General features: G+C 64.8%; 13 protein-coding genes. 3 read left to right on the top strand and 10 right to left on the bottom strand.

Features of this window, described 5'->3' with window-relative positions:
- Window positions 1-5: 5 nt before the first annotated feature.
- The 3 genes from ACLV8F_RS00790 to ACLV8F_RS00780 form a co-directional block, all read right to left on the bottom strand.
- Complete coding sequence (locus ACLV8F_RS00790) at window positions 6-731, bottom strand: Crp/Fnr family transcriptional regulator (RefSeq protein WP_411881137.1); 726 nt, start codon at window positions 729-731, stop codon at window positions 6-8.
- Window positions 732-873: 142 nt separating this feature from the next.
- The gene (locus ACLV8F_RS00785) at window positions 874-1,653 is read right to left on the bottom strand and encodes an oxepin-CoA hydrolase, alternative type (RefSeq protein ID WP_411882342.1); all 780 of its coding nucleotides are present in this window, start codon (window positions 1,651-1,653) and stop codon (window positions 874-876) included.
- A 150-nt stretch (window positions 1,654-1,803) separates the two neighbouring features.
- The gene (locus ACLV8F_RS00780) at window positions 1,804-3,324 is read right to left on the bottom strand and encodes a 3-hydroxyacyl-CoA dehydrogenase (protein ID WP_411882341.1); all 1,521 of its coding nucleotides are present in this window, start codon (window positions 3,322-3,324) and stop codon (window positions 1,804-1,806) included.
- 57 nt (window positions 3,325-3,381) lie between these two features.
- Here ACLV8F_RS00780 and ACLV8F_RS00775 point away from each other — a divergent pair, with 57 nt between their 5' ends.
- Window positions 3,382-5,556: a FimV family protein gene (locus ACLV8F_RS00775; RefSeq protein WP_411882340.1), complete on the top strand. Its 2,175-nt coding sequence runs from the start codon at window positions 3,382-3,384 to the stop codon at window positions 5,554-5,556.
- 42 nt (window positions 5,557-5,598) lie between these two features.
- Here the strand turns inward: ACLV8F_RS00775 and ACLV8F_RS00770 are convergent, their stop codons facing one another.
- From ACLV8F_RS00770 to lexA, 3 genes are all read right to left on the bottom strand, one after another.
- Window positions 5,599-6,606, bottom strand: coding sequence for a D-2-hydroxyacid dehydrogenase family protein (locus ACLV8F_RS00770; protein WP_411882339.1), 1,008 nt, complete (start codon window positions 6,604-6,606; stop codon window positions 5,599-5,601).
- Window positions 6,607-6,795: 189 nt separating this feature from the next.
- A complete protein-coding gene (locus tag ACLV8F_RS00765) occupies window positions 6,796-7,164 on the bottom strand; it encodes a hypothetical protein (RefSeq protein ID WP_411882338.1) in 369 nt (122 codons plus the stop codon).
- Between the two features lie 135 nt (window positions 7,165-7,299).
- Window positions 7,300-8,004: a transcriptional repressor LexA gene (lexA, locus tag ACLV8F_RS00760; protein ID WP_411882337.1), complete on the bottom strand. Its 705-nt coding sequence runs from the start codon at window positions 8,002-8,004 to the stop codon at window positions 7,300-7,302.
- Window positions 8,005-8,130: 126 nt separating this feature from the next.
- Here lexA and ACLV8F_RS00755 point away from each other — a divergent pair, with 126 nt between their 5' ends.
- Together ACLV8F_RS00755 and ACLV8F_RS00750 are read left to right on the top strand one after the other, a co-directional pair.
- Window positions 8,131-9,081 (top strand): asparaginase, encoded by a 951-nt coding sequence (locus tag ACLV8F_RS00755; RefSeq protein ID WP_411882336.1) that lies wholly within the window; start codon window positions 8,131-8,133, stop codon window positions 9,079-9,081.
- Between the two features lie 73 nt (window positions 9,082-9,154).
- Window positions 9,155-10,837, top strand: coding sequence for a M14 family zinc carboxypeptidase (locus tag ACLV8F_RS00750; RefSeq protein WP_411882335.1), 1,683 nt, complete (start codon window positions 9,155-9,157; stop codon window positions 10,835-10,837).
- A gap of 45 nt (window positions 10,838-10,882) precedes the next feature.
- Here the strand turns inward: ACLV8F_RS00750 and adk are convergent, their stop codons facing one another.
- The 4 genes from adk to lpxK all read right to left on the bottom strand — a co-directional run bounded on the left by adk (window position 10,883) and on the right by lpxK (window position 13,686).
- Entirely contained in the window at window positions 10,883-11,539 is a 657-nt protein-coding gene (adk, locus tag ACLV8F_RS00745) for an adenylate kinase (protein WP_411882334.1), read from the bottom strand.
- Window positions 11,540-11,736: 197 nt separating this feature from the next.
- A complete protein-coding gene (kdsB, locus tag ACLV8F_RS00740) occupies window positions 11,737-12,495 on the bottom strand; it encodes a 3-deoxy-manno-octulosonate cytidylyltransferase (protein WP_411882333.1) in 759 nt (252 codons plus the stop codon).
- The gene (locus ACLV8F_RS00735) at window positions 12,492-12,674 is read right to left on the bottom strand and encodes a Trm112 family protein (protein WP_122956562.1); all 183 of its coding nucleotides are present in this window, start codon (window positions 12,672-12,674) and stop codon (window positions 12,492-12,494) included. The genes kdsB and ACLV8F_RS00735 overlap by 4 nt, the downstream gene beginning before the upstream one ends.
- On the bottom strand, window positions 12,655-13,686 hold the full coding sequence (gene lpxK / locus ACLV8F_RS00730; RefSeq protein WP_411882332.1) for a tetraacyldisaccharide 4'-kinase: 1,032 nt from the start codon (window positions 13,684-13,686) through the stop codon (window positions 12,655-12,657). Before lpxK ends, ACLV8F_RS00735 begins: the two co-directional genes overlap by 20 nt.
- Window position 13,687: the final 1 nt, after the last annotated feature.

Below are 13,687 nucleotides of genomic sequence, written 5' to 3'. Positions count from 1 at the left end.
CTTGTTTACTTGTCGATTTCAGCTTCAGAAATGCGCATCAGGGTTTCGCGGTTGCGCACCACCAGGCCGCCCGGCTCTATGCGTATGGCTTCCTCGCGTTCCATGGACTTGAGTTCCTGGTTCACGCGCTGGCGCGAGGCGCCCAGCAACTGGGCCAGTTCCTCCTGCGCCAGCTGCAGGCCTATGCGCACCTCGCCGCCGTCCGCCAGGCTGGGCACGCCGTAGCTGCGCACCAGGTGCAACAGCTGCTTGGCGAGGCGGGCGCGCAAGGGCAGGGTGTTGAGGTCTTCCACCAGGCCGAAGAGCTGCCGTATGCGGCGCGCGTGCAGGCGCAGCAGGGCTTCGTAGAGCTCGACGTGCTGGGTCAGGATCTTGCGCAGGTCGGCCCGCGAGACGCACAGCAGCGTCGTCTCGCCATGGGCATAGGAGTCGTGGGTGCGCCGTTCGCCGTCGAAGATCGCCACGTCGCCGACCCACAGGCCCGGCTCCACATAGGTCAGCGTGACCTGCTTGCCCGAAATCGAGGTCGAGCTGACGCGGATGGCCCCGCGCGCGCAGGAAATCCATTCTTCCGGCACATCGCCGCGGGCGCTGATGAGTTCGCCGTCTTTGTAGCGTTTGACGTAGGCGCATCGAAGTATGTCGTGCCTCAGGGATGGGGACAGGGATGAAAACCAGCGGCCGTTGTTGATGGCCTCTCGTTCCTCTATCGTAAGAATGGGATCGTCCATGGGCTGTCTTTTGAGTGACTAACAAGACGTCCATTGTCGCTTGAGGGACCCGCCGGGCGCCAGCGGGCTGTCGCATGGGTGTCCCCTGGCCGGAAGCCGGGGATTGCGGCTGGCGGGCTGCGACTGGCCCGCTGCGCAGGGCTTAGCGGTAGTGCGGCGTGCGCTTGTTCAGGAAGGCGTCTATGCCTTCGCCGGCGTTGGCATCGTGCAGGTTGCGCACGAAATGCTCCTGCTCGCGGGCCAGTTGCTCGTTCAGCGTGCTGCCGGCTGCCTCGTTGATGAGCTCCTTGATGCTGGCCAGTGCGTTCGGCGCGCGCGCATTGAGGCTGTCCGCCAGCTGCAGGGCCTGTGCCAGGGCTTCGCCGGGCGCCGTGACGCGGTTGACCAGTCCCAGCTCATGCAAGCGCCGTGGGCCTATGCGCTCGCCGGCCATCAGCAGTTCGCTGGCCAGTGCGCGCGGCAGCGCGCGCGCCAGGGCCCAGCTGCCGCCGCCGTCAGGCGACAGCGCAACGGTGCTGTACGACATCACAAACACGGCGTTGTCCGCCGCCACGACAAAATCGCAGGCCAGCACCAGCGAAAAGCCGGCGCCGGCGGCCGGGCCTTCGACGGCGGCAATCACCGGCTTGGGATAGGTGCGTATCGAGTCGATCCAGTTGTGCAGGCCTTCGATGCTCTGGGCCTGCACCTCCGGCGCTTCGCGGCGGTTGGCCTCCAGCCGCTGCAGGTTGCCGCCGGCACAGAAAATCGCGCCTTCGCCGGTGATCACCACGCTGCGGACGTCGGGATTGTTCTCGGCCGCGTTCAGCGCCTCAACGCCGGCGGCGTAGATGTCGGGACCCAGGGCGTTCTTGAACTCCGGGTTGCTGATCGTCAGGATAAGGGTCTGGCCCTCGCTGGTACTTTTGATTGCGCCTGCCATGCTAGTTCTTTCAAAAATGTTGACACCCCCGTCGGATGCTCACTTCGTGTAGCACCTTCCCCCTCTAGGGGGCGGCGCCTGCGGCCTGGCAAAGCCAGTTCCGCGGCCCCCGCTGGTGGGAACCTGCAAATTACAGCCTTTGGGCTTGATTCACTCTTCCTGATGTAGGAGGCTGAGGCCGATGGCGCCGCGGCGGCGCAGCCAGGGGGAAGGGCGGTAGCGCTGGTCGCCGTAGACGGTCTGCATGTTGAAGAGCACTTCCAGCACGTTGGTGGGGCCGTAGCGGTCACCCATGGCCAGAGGCCCCAAGGGATAACCCAGCCCGAGCGTCACGGCGGTTTCCAGGTCTTTCGGGCTGCAGATGCCCTGCTGGCAAATATCACTGGCGATGTTGACGATGGCGGCCACAACGCGCTGCGTCACGAAGCCGCCGCTGTCGCGGATCACGCTGACGGCCTTGCCGTCGCGGGCGAAGAGGGCATGGGCGGCGTCGCGCATGTCGCTGCGTGTGGCCGGGTTGGTGGCCAGCACGCGCCGTTTGGTGGCCGCGTCGTCGATCAACATGTCGATACCGATGGTGCGGGCCGGGTCCAGGCGCTCCACCACGGCGACCGTGGTGATGTCAAAACCCAGCGGCGCGACCAGCACCAGGGCCTGCGGCGACGCGGAGGCGCCGGTTTCGATTTTGGCGCCCAGGTTCTTGAGCAGCAACAGCAGTTCCGAACGCCGCGAAGCCCGGGGTGACACCCAGACGGGCGGGAATTCGGCGACCTCGGGAACGGCCGGCTCGGCAGGCACCTGCATGGCGCCGTCGGCGTAGCGGTAAAAGCCTTCACCGGTCTTGCGGCCCAGCACGCCGCCGGCCAGGCGCTGAGCCGTGATCACGCTGGGGCGGTAGCGGGCTTCTTCGTAGTACTGGTGGTAGATCGATTCCATCACCGGATGGGAGACGTCAAGCGCGGTCAGGTCCATCAACTCGAAGGGGCCCAGCTTGAAGCCGGCTTGGTCGCGCAGGATGCGGTCTATGGTGGCGAAGTCGGCGATGCCCTCGCTGACGATGCGCAGCGCCTCGGTGCCGTAGCCCCGGCCCGCGTGGTTGACGATGAAGCCGGGGGTGTCCTGCGCCCGCACGGGCGTGTGGCCCATCTGTTTGGCGTATTGGCTGAGGCCCTCGCACACCGCGGCGCTGGTCTTCAGGCCCGCGATCACTTCGACCACCTTCATCAGCGGAACCGGGTTGAAGAAGTGGTAGCCGGCCAGACGCTCAGGGTGCTTGAGCGCCGCCGCGATGGCCGTGACCGACAGCGAAGAGGTGTTGCTGGCCAGCACGGTGCTTGCGGGCACCAGCGCCTCGAGTTCGGCGAACAGGGCGCGCTTGACGTCCAGCCGCTCGACGATGGCCTCGATGATGAGGTCGCAGCCGGCCAGGTCGGCGAGGGTGCCGGCAAGCTGGAGCCTGTCCTTGTGCGCGGCGGCCACGCCGGCATCGATGCGGCCTTTTTCCACCAGCTTGTCCCATTGCGCGCAGATGGCTTCGCGCGCCTTTTCGGCGGCGCCCGCTTGCGCGTCCATCAGCTTGACGGTGCTGCCGGCCTGCGCCGCGATCTGCGCAATGCCTCGTCCCATCGCGCCAGTGCCAACTATTCCCACATTTGCAAAATTTACTTTCATGGCCGAATTATGGCTGAGCGTATTCGGTGAAGGTGCGTGGCAAAATTTGCACACCCCATGAAATTTGCCGAGAAGTCGCTCAAATACCTGTTCGGCGCCTTGCTGATGGGGCTTGCCGCCAGCACCCTGGCAGCGTCCTTGGGCCGCATCCGCGGCGCGGCCATCGTGGGGCGCCCGCTGGACGTCACCTTGTCCGTGCAACTGGACAGCTCTGAAAATCTTTCCTCGGTCTGCGTGGCCACCGATGTGTTTTTCGGCGACGGCCAGGTCGCCTCCGACAAAGTCCGCGCCCTGGCCTCGCAGGGTTCCAACGCCACTGAAGTCCTGGTCCGCATCCGCACCACCGCCGTGGTTGACGAGCCGGTGGTGACGCTTTACGTGCGCGAAGGGTGCGCGCAGCAGTACTCGCGCAAGTACGTGTTGCTGGCCGAAATGCTGGGCAGTGGCGCCGGTGCGGTTGCATCGACCCTTCCGCAGGCCGTGGCGGCACAGGTGCCGAATATCACCATTGACCGTGACGTCCGCGGCAAAGCCGGTGCGGTGAGCGCAGTACAGGCGGAGGCCGTACCCCGAGCCGGGAAAGCCTCCCGTACCAAACCGGAAGGCCGGGCGTTGGACAGGAGTGTTGAACCCCTTAGCAGCGCCGCCATGTCTTCTTCCCTGGCTGCGCCGCCTGCCCGCACGGCCGGCAAATCCTCAAACGCACAGTCGCGCCCGTCCCGCCCACGCCTGCAGCTCGATCCCGTTGACCTGACCGTCGATCGTGATCCCGTGCTCAAGTCGTCGCCGGAGTTGCTGACGCAGCCCTCCACCGATGCTCAGCAACGGTCCGTTGCCGCCGCGCTCTGGCACGCCCTCAATGCCCAGCCGCAGGACGTGCTGCGCGACAGCCAGCGGCTCAAGTCCCTGGAATCCGACGTGGCCGGCATGCTGGCGCAAAGCCGCAAAACCGAGCAAGCCGTGACGGAACTGCGGGGCCAGCTGGAGCAGGCGCGCCAGGAGCGCTATAGCAACTGGCTGGTCTATGTCTTGGGCGGTATCCTGGTGCTGGCACTGTTGGCCGCTGGTTTCCTCTGGAGGCGCAACCGTCAGCACGCACTGCAGTTCGGCCATGGCCCGTGGTGGGACAAGGATGCCAACGAAGGCCCGCTGAGCGGCTTTGAGAGCCGTTTTGCGACCGATGCGCAGACGGGTCCGCGGTCTACAGGCGCTTCGACTCTCGCAGGCCGCTCGCCGGGGCCTGCCGTCGACCTGGATATCGATGCGCTTCATTTTGAAAGCGCGCAGAAGTTGCCGGCGTCAAGCCCGTCTGCGCAAGACCGGCCGGCTGAACCGGTTGAAGCGGGGGAACGTCCGGAGTTCCTGCCCAGCCTCGGCGGTTTCAGCGGCATGCCTCGCATCGTCAATGCCGAAGAGTTGTTTGACGTGCAGCAGCAGGCGGATTTTTTTCTGTCCCTGGGCAATACCGACAAGGCGGTGGAGGTGCTGCGCATGCACATCACCGACAACGTGGAGACCAGCGCGCTGGTTTACCTGGACCTGTTCGACCTCTATCACAACCTCGGCCGCAAGGACGACTACGACGCGCTGCGCAAAGACTTCCATCGCATGTTCAACGCCCAGGTGCCGGCGTTTGACGACTATGCGGCGGACGCGCACGGGCTGGAGTTCTATGTGGCGGCCTTGACGCGCATCGAGTCCTTGTGGCCGACCCCCAAGGTGCTGGATGTCCTGGAAGAATCCATCTTCCGCAAACCCGACTCACGCAGCGAGGTCTTCAGCCTTGCGGCCTACCGCGAGCTGCTGCTGCTTCACTCTATCGCCAAGAAAATCATCGCCCGGCCCGCAGGACAAGGGGACAGCGGCGGTGAGCCGGCGACGGCTTCCGCGCTGGACGCGTTGTCTGCGCCGCGTACCACCAGCTTTGGCCCGACCAGCATCCAGCCCTTGTCCGCCAAGCTCAAGGAAACACCGCCGCCGCTCCCTACCGCGCTTCCTATCGTGCCTGCCATGGCGGCTCACCTGGAAATGGTGCCGGCGCCAGATCTGACGCGGCCCCCTGTTTCACCCAGGCTGGGCCTGGACATTGATTTGAGCCTGAATGCGGAGGGGCTGCTTGTGCCCCTGCCTCAGATCACCGCTGCCGATGCGCCGTTGGAGGACGTCGAGTTGAGCAACATGATTGAGTTCGACCTCGACACGCCCATTCCAGAACCCTTGCAGAAAGCCTAAGAGGCCAGGCGGCCTGGCTTTTGGTCGCCGCCCGGTATCGCCTCAGCGCCGCACTTGCAAGGCGCCGGGATTCACGATGTTGGTGGGCGTGCCCTTGATGAAGTTGACGACGTTGTCGAAAGCCGCGCCGAAGTACAACTCATAGCTGTCCTGCTCCACATAACCGATGTGCGGCGTGCAGATGCAGTTTTCGAGGCGAAGCAGCGCGTGGCCCTGCAGGATGGGCTCTGACTCAAACACGTCGATGGCCGCCAGGCCGGGCCGCCCGCGATTGAGCGAGGCGATCAGCGCTTCGGGTTCTATCAGCTCAGCGCGCGAGGTGTTGACCAGCAGCGAGGTGGTCTTCATGCGCGACAGGTCTTCCAGCGTGACCATGCCGCGGGTCTCGTCGTTCAGGCGCAGGTGCAGGCTGAGCACGTCGCTTTGCTCAAAAAATTCGGCTTTGCTGCCGGCAACTTCATAGCCGTCGGCCTGGGCCCGTTCACGCGAAGCATCTCGGCCCCAGACGATGACACGCATGCCGAAGGCACGGCCGTAGCCGGCCACAAGTTGCCCGATCTTTCCGTAACTCCAGATGCCCAGCGTCTTGCCTTTCAGGACCGAGCCTATGCCGAAATTGGGCGGCATGGAGGCTGACTTGAGGCCGGCCTGCTGCCAGGCGCCGTGCTTGAGGTGGGCCACATAGTGCGGGATGCGGCGCATGGCGGCCATCACCAGCGCCCAGGCCAGCTCGGCCGGCGCCGTGGGGGAGCCGGTGCCTTCAGCCACCGCAATGCCGCGTTCGGTGCAGGCGGCAACGTCAATGTGGCCGCCAACACGGCCGGTCTGCACGATCAGCTTGAGCTTGGGCAGCTTTTCGATGACCTGCCGGTTGAGCTGGGTTCGTTCCCGGATAAGGACGATGACGTCGGCATCTTTGAGCCGTACGGACAGCTGGCCTATGCCTTTGACCGTGTTGGTATAGACCTTGGCAGGGTAGGCCTCCAGTTTGGCAGCGCAGTTCAGTTTTCGCACTGCGTCCTGGTAGTCGTCGAGGATCACAATATTCATGCCGATATTGTGCCTGCAAGATTTTTATTCCTCGCGGGAAGGGCTACCCGAATGCGCGCATTTTGTATCGCAAGGAAACCCCTTCGCGGCATTTCGGTCTCGTGGCATGCAGCCAGGACAGTCTGATTCCATCAACCGTCATCCGCCGCGAGAATGCCAATCCCGCCGGCGGAAGGCCGCCCCGGCTCCTTACCGCAGGGTGGCCTCGCGTTGCGCCATGCGGTCCAGTTCGGCGCACACGTCGGCCATGCGGCCGGAGATGACCATGCGGCCGGCGCAAGCCGGGCTGACATTGGCGTCGAACTCCCGCACGATACGCAGGCGGCTGGGTGCGCTGCCTTTGGGCGTCGCCTTGGTTTTTGGGGTGGATTCACGGGGCACCGTAGCCGCGCCTGAGGCAAAAGGCAGGGCCAGCTGGCCCGATGCGCGCTGGGCCCGCGCGGGCGCGGAAAACCGGCCGGACCTGTCTTGCGCGGGCACAAACCAGGCTGCCAGCGCTTGCACGGGGGCCAGCAAAATCGAGAGGATGGGTGAATGTGAAAAACTGACGATTCCCATGATGAACTCCTGGATGAGAGAGGTTTACACAGGCAGGATTTCGGGCCGGCAAACAGGCCGGCAGGGCCGCCGCACCAGGGTGTTGGCCACTAGAGCCAAACGCCCGCCACCTGGTGCGTGGCCGGATCAGGTGAATTACATGAGCATGGTGTTGCGAATCAAACCGACGGCCAAGCCTTCGAGTTCGAAGGGCTCACCGGGCTCGACCACGATGGTCTTGAAGTCGGGGTTTTCGGGCAGCAGCTCGATGACGTTCTTGTTGCGGCGAAAGCGCTTGACGGTGACTTCATCACCCAGGCGAGCCACGACGATCTGGCCGTTCTTGGCTTCCTTGGCCTGTTTGACGGCCAGCAGGTCGCCGTCCATGATGCCGACGTCGCGCATGCTCATGCCGCGGACCTTGAGCAGGTAGTCGGGCTGGCGCTGGAACAGGCTGCTCTCGAAATAATAGGTTTGCTCGATATGTTCCTGCGCGAGAATCGGGCTGCCAGCAGCAACCCGCCCCACCAGAGGTAGGGCGAGTTGGGCCAGGCTTTGCAACGGCAGGGAAAACTGTTTGGTGCGAGATTCGTTGATGGAGCGCAGTGCGTCGCCGCGCAGGCGGATGCCGCGGGAGGTACCGCTGACGAGTTCGATGACCCCTTTGCGGGCGAGGGCCTGAAGGTGTTCTTCGGCGGCATTGGCGGATTTGAAACCCAGTTCGTTGGCGATTTCGGCGCGGGTTGGCGGTGCGCCGGTGCGCGCGATGGCGCTTTGAATCAGTTCCAGGATTTGTTGCTGGCGCGCCGTGAGCTTGGGTCCTTCGGAAGGAAAATGCGGAAAATCAGCGAGGATGCTCATGGCGGGGACTCCTTGTTCATCAGATCGTAAAAGCGCGGGCTTCGTGCCAGTTGCTTGAGCGACCTGTTTTAATAACCAGTAGCTGTATTTTCATCCAGTTTTTTAAAGATTGCAAGATTACTTTCCATGCCTCCTCAAAATATTGTGATTCTGGGCACCGGCGGCACGATTGCCGGGCGGGCCGCCAGCGCTTCGGACAACATCGGCTACACAGCCGCGCAGGTAGGCATCGCGGAACTGCTGGCCGCGATTCCCGGCCTGACCGGGGCCGGCACGGTGCTCACGGAACAGGTGGCCCAGGTCGACAGCAAGGACATGAGTTTCGCCGTGTGGGCCAAGTTGGCCGCGCGTGTCAGCCATTACCTGGCGCAACCCGAGGTCCGGGGCATCGTCATCACCCACGGCACCGACACACTGGAAGAGACCGCTTTCTTCCTGCAGGCGCTGCTGGCCCCAGCCAAGCCCGTGGTGCTGACCTGCGCGATGCGGCCCGCCACGGCGCTGGCTCCCGACGGTCCGCAAAACCTGCTCGATGCGGTGGCTACGGCACGCCACCCAGGTGCGCAGGGCGTGGTGGCGGTCTGTGCCGGTGTCATCCACGGCGCGGCGGATGTCCAGAAGGTGCATACCTACCGGCTTGACCCTTTCAGTTCGGGCGACGCAGGCCCGATAGGCTACGTGGAGGAGGGCCAGCTGAGGCTGGTGCGCAACTGGCCGCAGGCCGATGCCGAACGCGCCCCAGGCGCCGCCAGAAGCATCAGCAGCTTGGCAGGGCCAGGCGCCGTGCCCCGCGTCGAAATCATCATGAACCATGCCGGCGCCGGCGGCGCTATCGTGCAGGCCCTGCAGGCGCAGGGTGTGCAAGGCCTGGTAGTGGCGGGAACGGGCAACGGCAGCCTGCACCACGAGTTGGAAGCCGCCTTGCTCACGGCCCAAGCGGCCGGCGTCAAGGTGATTCGCGCCAGCCGCTGTTTTAGCGGCCGTGTACTGCCCACACCAGCTGACAAGATCCCGGATTCAGAAGGCTTGAGCCCGGTCAAGACCAGGGTCAAGCTGATCCTGCAATTGCTGGCCTGAATCTTCCCAGGCCCGGCAGCGCAATATGCCGGCTCCGGGCATCCATTCCTTTCTTTGATCTCACGGACACCCCATGAAAACCCCGTACGAACTCGGCAACCAGAACCAGACCACCACCTGGGAGGCCTGCATCCAGTTTTACGAGACGCTGGCCCAGCGCTATCCCACCATCCTGCGGTTTTCGCAGATCGGCATTTCCGACGCTGGCGTGCCCATCCATGCGGGCGTCGTGAGCGCCGACGGCATGTTTGACCGCGAACAAATCCGGCAGGCGGGACGCCCGGTCTTTTTCAACAACAACGGCATACATCCTGGCGAGCCGGAAGGCATAGACGCCTGCATGGCGCTGGTGCGCGACCTGTGCCTGGAACCCGAACACCTGGCCGCGCTGGGCAGCACGGTCTACCTGTTCATTCCCGTCTACAACGTCGACGGCAGTTGCAACCGCGGCAATGCCAGCCGCGTCAACCAGGACGGGCCGGAGGCCTTCGGCTTTCGCGGCAACAGCCTGCACCTGGACCTGAACCGCGATTTCATCAAGTGCGACAGCCTCAATGCGCAGCTGTTCAACCGCTTCTTCACGGCCTGGGACCCGGACGTGATGGTCGACACCCACACCTCCAACGGCGCGGATTACAGCTACACGATGACCTTGATCCACACCCAGGCCGACAAGCTGGGCGGCGGCCTGGGCGCTTTCCTGCGGGAGCGCATGTTGCCGGTGATTTACCAGGGCATGGAAGCGCGGGGCTGGCCGACTTGCCCTTATGTGAATCCCGTCCACGTGAGCCCGGACCAGGGCATAGTCGATTTCCTGGAGGTCCCGCGGTTTTCCACGGGCTACGCGGCGCTGAGCCACACCATAGGTTTCATGCCCGAGACCCATATGCTCAAGCCGTTCAAGGATCGCTATGAGTCCACGCGCGCGCTGCTGGACGTGACGCTGGCTTTCACGGTGGCCAACGCGCCGGAGATCCAGGCGCTGCGCCGGCAAGCCCGGCAGACGGCGGGCAGGACCCATTGGCCTGTCCGCTGGAAGGTCGACGAAACCCGGTGCTCAAAGCTGCGCTTCAAGGGCTACGCCCCGGTGTACTCGGCCAGCTTGCTGGGCGATTACCAGCGCCTGGCCTACGACAGGTCTCAGCCCTGGGAGCGCGAGATCGATTACTTCACGCACTTCGCCGAGGAAACGGTGGTGCGCGCACCCGTGGCCTACGTCATCCCACAGGCCTGGCGAGCCGTGGTCGAGCGCCTGGACTGGAACGGCGTGAAGATGGAACGCCTTGGCGCGGCCCGTACGGTACAGGCCCAGGTCAGGCGCATCCAAAGCGTGCAGAGCCGGCCCGGTGCCTATGAAGGTCACATGTTCCATGACGAAGTGAGGTTGGAAACCGGCCTGCAGGCCGTCGGGCTGCAGGCCGGCGACTGGTGGGTGCCGCTGGACCAGGACAAGGCCCGTTATGCCGTCGAAACCCTGGAGCCGCAGGCGCACGACAGCTTTTTCCGCTGGGGATTCTTCAACAGCATCCTGGAGAGAAAGCAGCACTTCTCGGACTACGTGTTTGAAGACATGGCGTCGCAGCTCCTCAAGGAAGAGCCCGAACTGCGCGCGCGCTTTGACGCGTGGACGGCCGCCAACCCCCATCTGCTGTCGGACCAGCAGCAGGTCCTGGGTTTTATCTTCGAGAACTGCGCGCGTTATGCCGAGCCGGAGTGGTGCCGCTACCCGGTACTGTCGATTTTCGAGCACCCATGAAAAAAGCCGTCGGAATGACGGCTTTTTTGCGAGTGCGGAGGCTGCTTAAGCGGCCAAGGCCTCGAACGCCCGCGCCGTGATCTGGTCGACCGTGCCCATGCCGCTGATGGCGCGGTATTTGGGCGCCGCGTCGGGGGCAATTTTGGCCCAGCCCGAGTAATAGTCCACCAGCGGGCGGGTCTGGGCGCTGTAGACCTCCAGCCGCTTGCGCACGGTTTCTTCCTTGTCGTCTTCGCGCTGGATCAGCGCTTCGCCGGTCACGTCGTCCTGGCCTTCGACCTTGGGCGGGTTGAACTTGACGTGGTAGGTGCGGCCCGAAGCGGGGTGCGAGCGGCGTCCGCTCATGCGTTCGATGATGGCTTCAAAAGGCACGTCGATTTCCAGCACATAGTCGAGCTTGACGCCCGCCGACTTCATCGCGTCGGCCTGGGGGATGGTGCGCGGAAAGCCGTCAAACAGAAAACCCTTGGCGCAGTCGGGCTGGGCGATGCGCTCTTTCACCAGGTTGATGATCAGGTCGTCGCTGACTAGGGCGCCGGCATCCATGATTTTTTTGGCTTCGATGCCCAGCGGCGTTCCGGCCTTGACGGCCGCGCGCAGCATGTCGCCGGTGGAAATCTGGGGAATGCCGTATTTCTGGCAAATGAAGGTCGCTTGCGTCCCTTTGCCCGCGCCAGGCGCGCCCAACAAAATCAGTCTCATGGATGTATGTCCTCGGATTTTTATGAATTCGTGAAGTCAACCCCGGGCCGGCGTGCCGTGACCTGTTGGGGTTGCTTGGGACAGGTGTGGAGGGCTGCCAGCGCGTCCTGCAGGCCTCCCACTTGCGTTTCTCCCAAGGATAGCATGCACCCCTGACAGCAACTTACAGGAAAGGGCTTCCCGGCAAGGGCTTTCCCTCAGGTAAACAGCTTGCGCGCGCGCGCCAGGTCTTCGGCCGTGTCCACGCCCGGCCCCGGCGCGTCGTCGGTGATGTGCACGGCGATGCGGTGGCCGTGCCACAGGGCGCGGAGTTGCTCCAGCTGCTCGAGTTGCTCGAGCGGCGCCTGCGGGAGCCGGGGGAATTCCCGCAGAAAGCCGACCCGGTAGCCGTAGATGCCGACGTGACGCAGCGGCTTGGGCAGCTTGCTGCCGGCCTCCCACCAGGCCTGGCCGGCGAAGTCGCGGCCCGCCGGAATCGGTGAACGGCTGAAATAAAGCGCGGTGTGACGGGCGTCCAGCACCACCTTGACCACGTTCGGGTTCTGCAGGTCGGCCAACTGGTCGATGGAGTGCGCGGCGGTGCTCATGGCGCAGTCGGGCCGCTCATTGAGCAGGCGCGCCACGGCGTTGATCAGGGCCGGGTCTATCAGCGGCTCATCGCCCTGGACGTTGACCACGATGTCCTCGTCGGCCAGGCCCAGCACGCCGCAGGCCTCGGCCAGCCTATCGCTGCCGCTGGGATGGTCCGCGCGGGTCAGCACGGCCGCAACGCCGAAGGACGCGCATTTTTCAATGATCTCGTTGCTGTCGGTCGCGACGACGGTGCGCAGGGCCGCGCTTTGCATGGCACGCTGCGCCACGCGAACGACCATGGGCGCGCCGCCTATGTCGGCGAGCGGTTTGTTCGGCAGGCGGGTGGAGGCAAGCCGGGCGGGGATCAGGACGGTAAAGCTCACAGGCCCAGCTCTTCGTCCGTCAGCGTGCGTGCTTCGCTCTCCAGCAGCACCGGCAGGCCATCGCGCACGGGATACGCCAGGCGGGCGCTGCGGGAGACGAGTTCCTGTTTTTCCCGGTCGTAGTCGAGCGGGCCTTTGGTCACGGGGCAGACCAGCAGTTCAAGCAGTTTGGTGTCCATGCGTCGATGGTAATGGAGAAAGCAGCGGTGCCATCAGCGCGTCGAAGGCGGCGAAGAAGGCCGGCTCCGGCGAAAACACCAGGGGCACGGCCAGCAGATTCAGCCCGGCCGCGGCCGGCAGGGCAAACAGCTTGACGGCGTCTTTTTCGGTGCACAGCACGGTCCGGCCTTGCAGGCCGGCCAGGTCGGCTTCGCTGAACGCGTGGTGGTCGGGCAGGGTGATGCTGGCTTCCAGTGTCAGGCCAAGGTCCCCGAGCATGCCAAAAAACGCCTGCGGGTTGGCGATGCCCGCCAATGCCGTGACCGGCCGGCCCCGCAGGCCGGCCAGCGCGACCCGGCTCCCGTCGGGCGTCCAGGCGTCGTCGGCCAGTTGCCTGCGCGAGGTGAAGCCTTCAAAAGCGGGCTGCGCGCCGGTGTGCAGCACCAGGTCCAGGCCCTGCTGTTTGCGTTCGGGCCAGGGCTCGCGCAGCGGGCCGGCCGGCAGCAGCCAGCCGTTGCCCGCGCCACGGTCGTCAAACGCGGCGATTTCGATGTCGCGCTGCAAGGCGTAGTGCTGCAGCCCGTCGTCGCACAGCACCACGGCGATGCCGGGGTGTGCGGCCAGCAAAGCCCGCAGGGCATCGGTGCGCCGGTCGGCGACAAACACGGGCGCGCCCGTCATGCGGTGGATCAACGCAGGTTCATCACCGCTTTGTGAAAGGGAGGAGGTCGTGGTGACCTCGACGCAGCCCGTGCCGGACCGTCCGTAGCCGCGCGACACCACGCCCACCGCCACGTGCAGCGCCTGCAGGTGCCTGGCAAGGGCGATCACCAGTGGAGTTTTGCCGGCGCCGCCGGCGATCACATTGCCGACCACCACGACGGCAACGGGGAAGCGTTCGGACCGGAGAATCCCGCGGCGGTACAAAGCCATGCGCAGGCGCACGACCAGGCCGTAAAGCTGCGACAGCGGCCAGAGCAGGCATGCCAGCCCCCCACGGGTGAGCCAGGCATTCTGCAGGAGGTGTTTCACG

The sequence above is a fragment of the Polaromonas sp. YR568 genome (assembly GCF_943369675.1).
GTDB lineage: Bacteria > Pseudomonadota > Gammaproteobacteria > Burkholderiales > Burkholderiaceae_C > Polaromonas.
This window is presented reverse-complemented; position numbering and strand designations above follow the sequence as displayed.

What these genes read in the sequence shown, in the direction of transcription:
- ACLV8F_RS00750 (WP_411882335.1), top strand. Translation starts at nt 9,155, where the DNA reads ATGAAAACCCCGTACGAACTCGGCAACCAGAACCAGACCACCACCTGG.
- ACLV8F_RS00780 (WP_411882341.1), bottom strand. Translation starts at nt 3,324, where the DNA reads ATGAAAGTAAATTTTGCAAATGTGGGAATAGTTGGCACTGGCGCGATG.
- ACLV8F_RS00765 (WP_411882338.1), bottom strand. Translation starts at nt 7,164, where the DNA reads ATGGGAATCGTCAGTTTTTCACATTCACCCATCCTCTCGATTTTGCTG.
- ACLV8F_RS00775 (WP_411882340.1), top strand. Translation starts at nt 3,382, where the DNA reads ATGAAATTTGCCGAGAAGTCGCTCAAATACCTGTTCGGCGCCTTGCTG.
- adk (WP_411882334.1), bottom strand. Translation starts at nt 11,539, where the DNA reads ATGAGACTGATTTTGTTGGGCGCGCCTGGCGCGGGCAAAGGGACGCAA.
- ACLV8F_RS00790 (WP_411881137.1), bottom strand. Translation starts at nt 731, where the DNA reads ATGGACGATCCCATTCTTACGATAGAGGAACGAGAGGCCATCAACAAC.
- ACLV8F_RS00770 (WP_411882339.1), bottom strand. Translation starts at nt 6,606, where the DNA reads ATGAATATTGTGATCCTCGACGACTACCAGGACGCAGTGCGAAAACTG.
- ACLV8F_RS00755 (WP_411882336.1), top strand. Translation starts at nt 8,131, where the DNA reads ATGCCTCCTCAAAATATTGTGATTCTGGGCACCGGCGGCACGATTGCC.
- ACLV8F_RS00785 (WP_411882342.1), bottom strand. Translation starts at nt 1,653, where the DNA reads ATGGCAGGCGCAATCAAAAGTACCAGCGAGGGCCAGACCCTTATCCTG.
- ACLV8F_RS00735 (WP_122956562.1), bottom strand. Translation starts at nt 12,674, where the DNA reads ATGGACACCAAACTGCTTGAACTGCTGGTCTGCCCCGTGACCAAAGGC.
- lexA (WP_411882337.1), bottom strand. Translation starts at nt 8,004, where the DNA reads ATGAGCATCCTCGCTGATTTTCCGCATTTTCCTTCCGAAGGACCCAAG.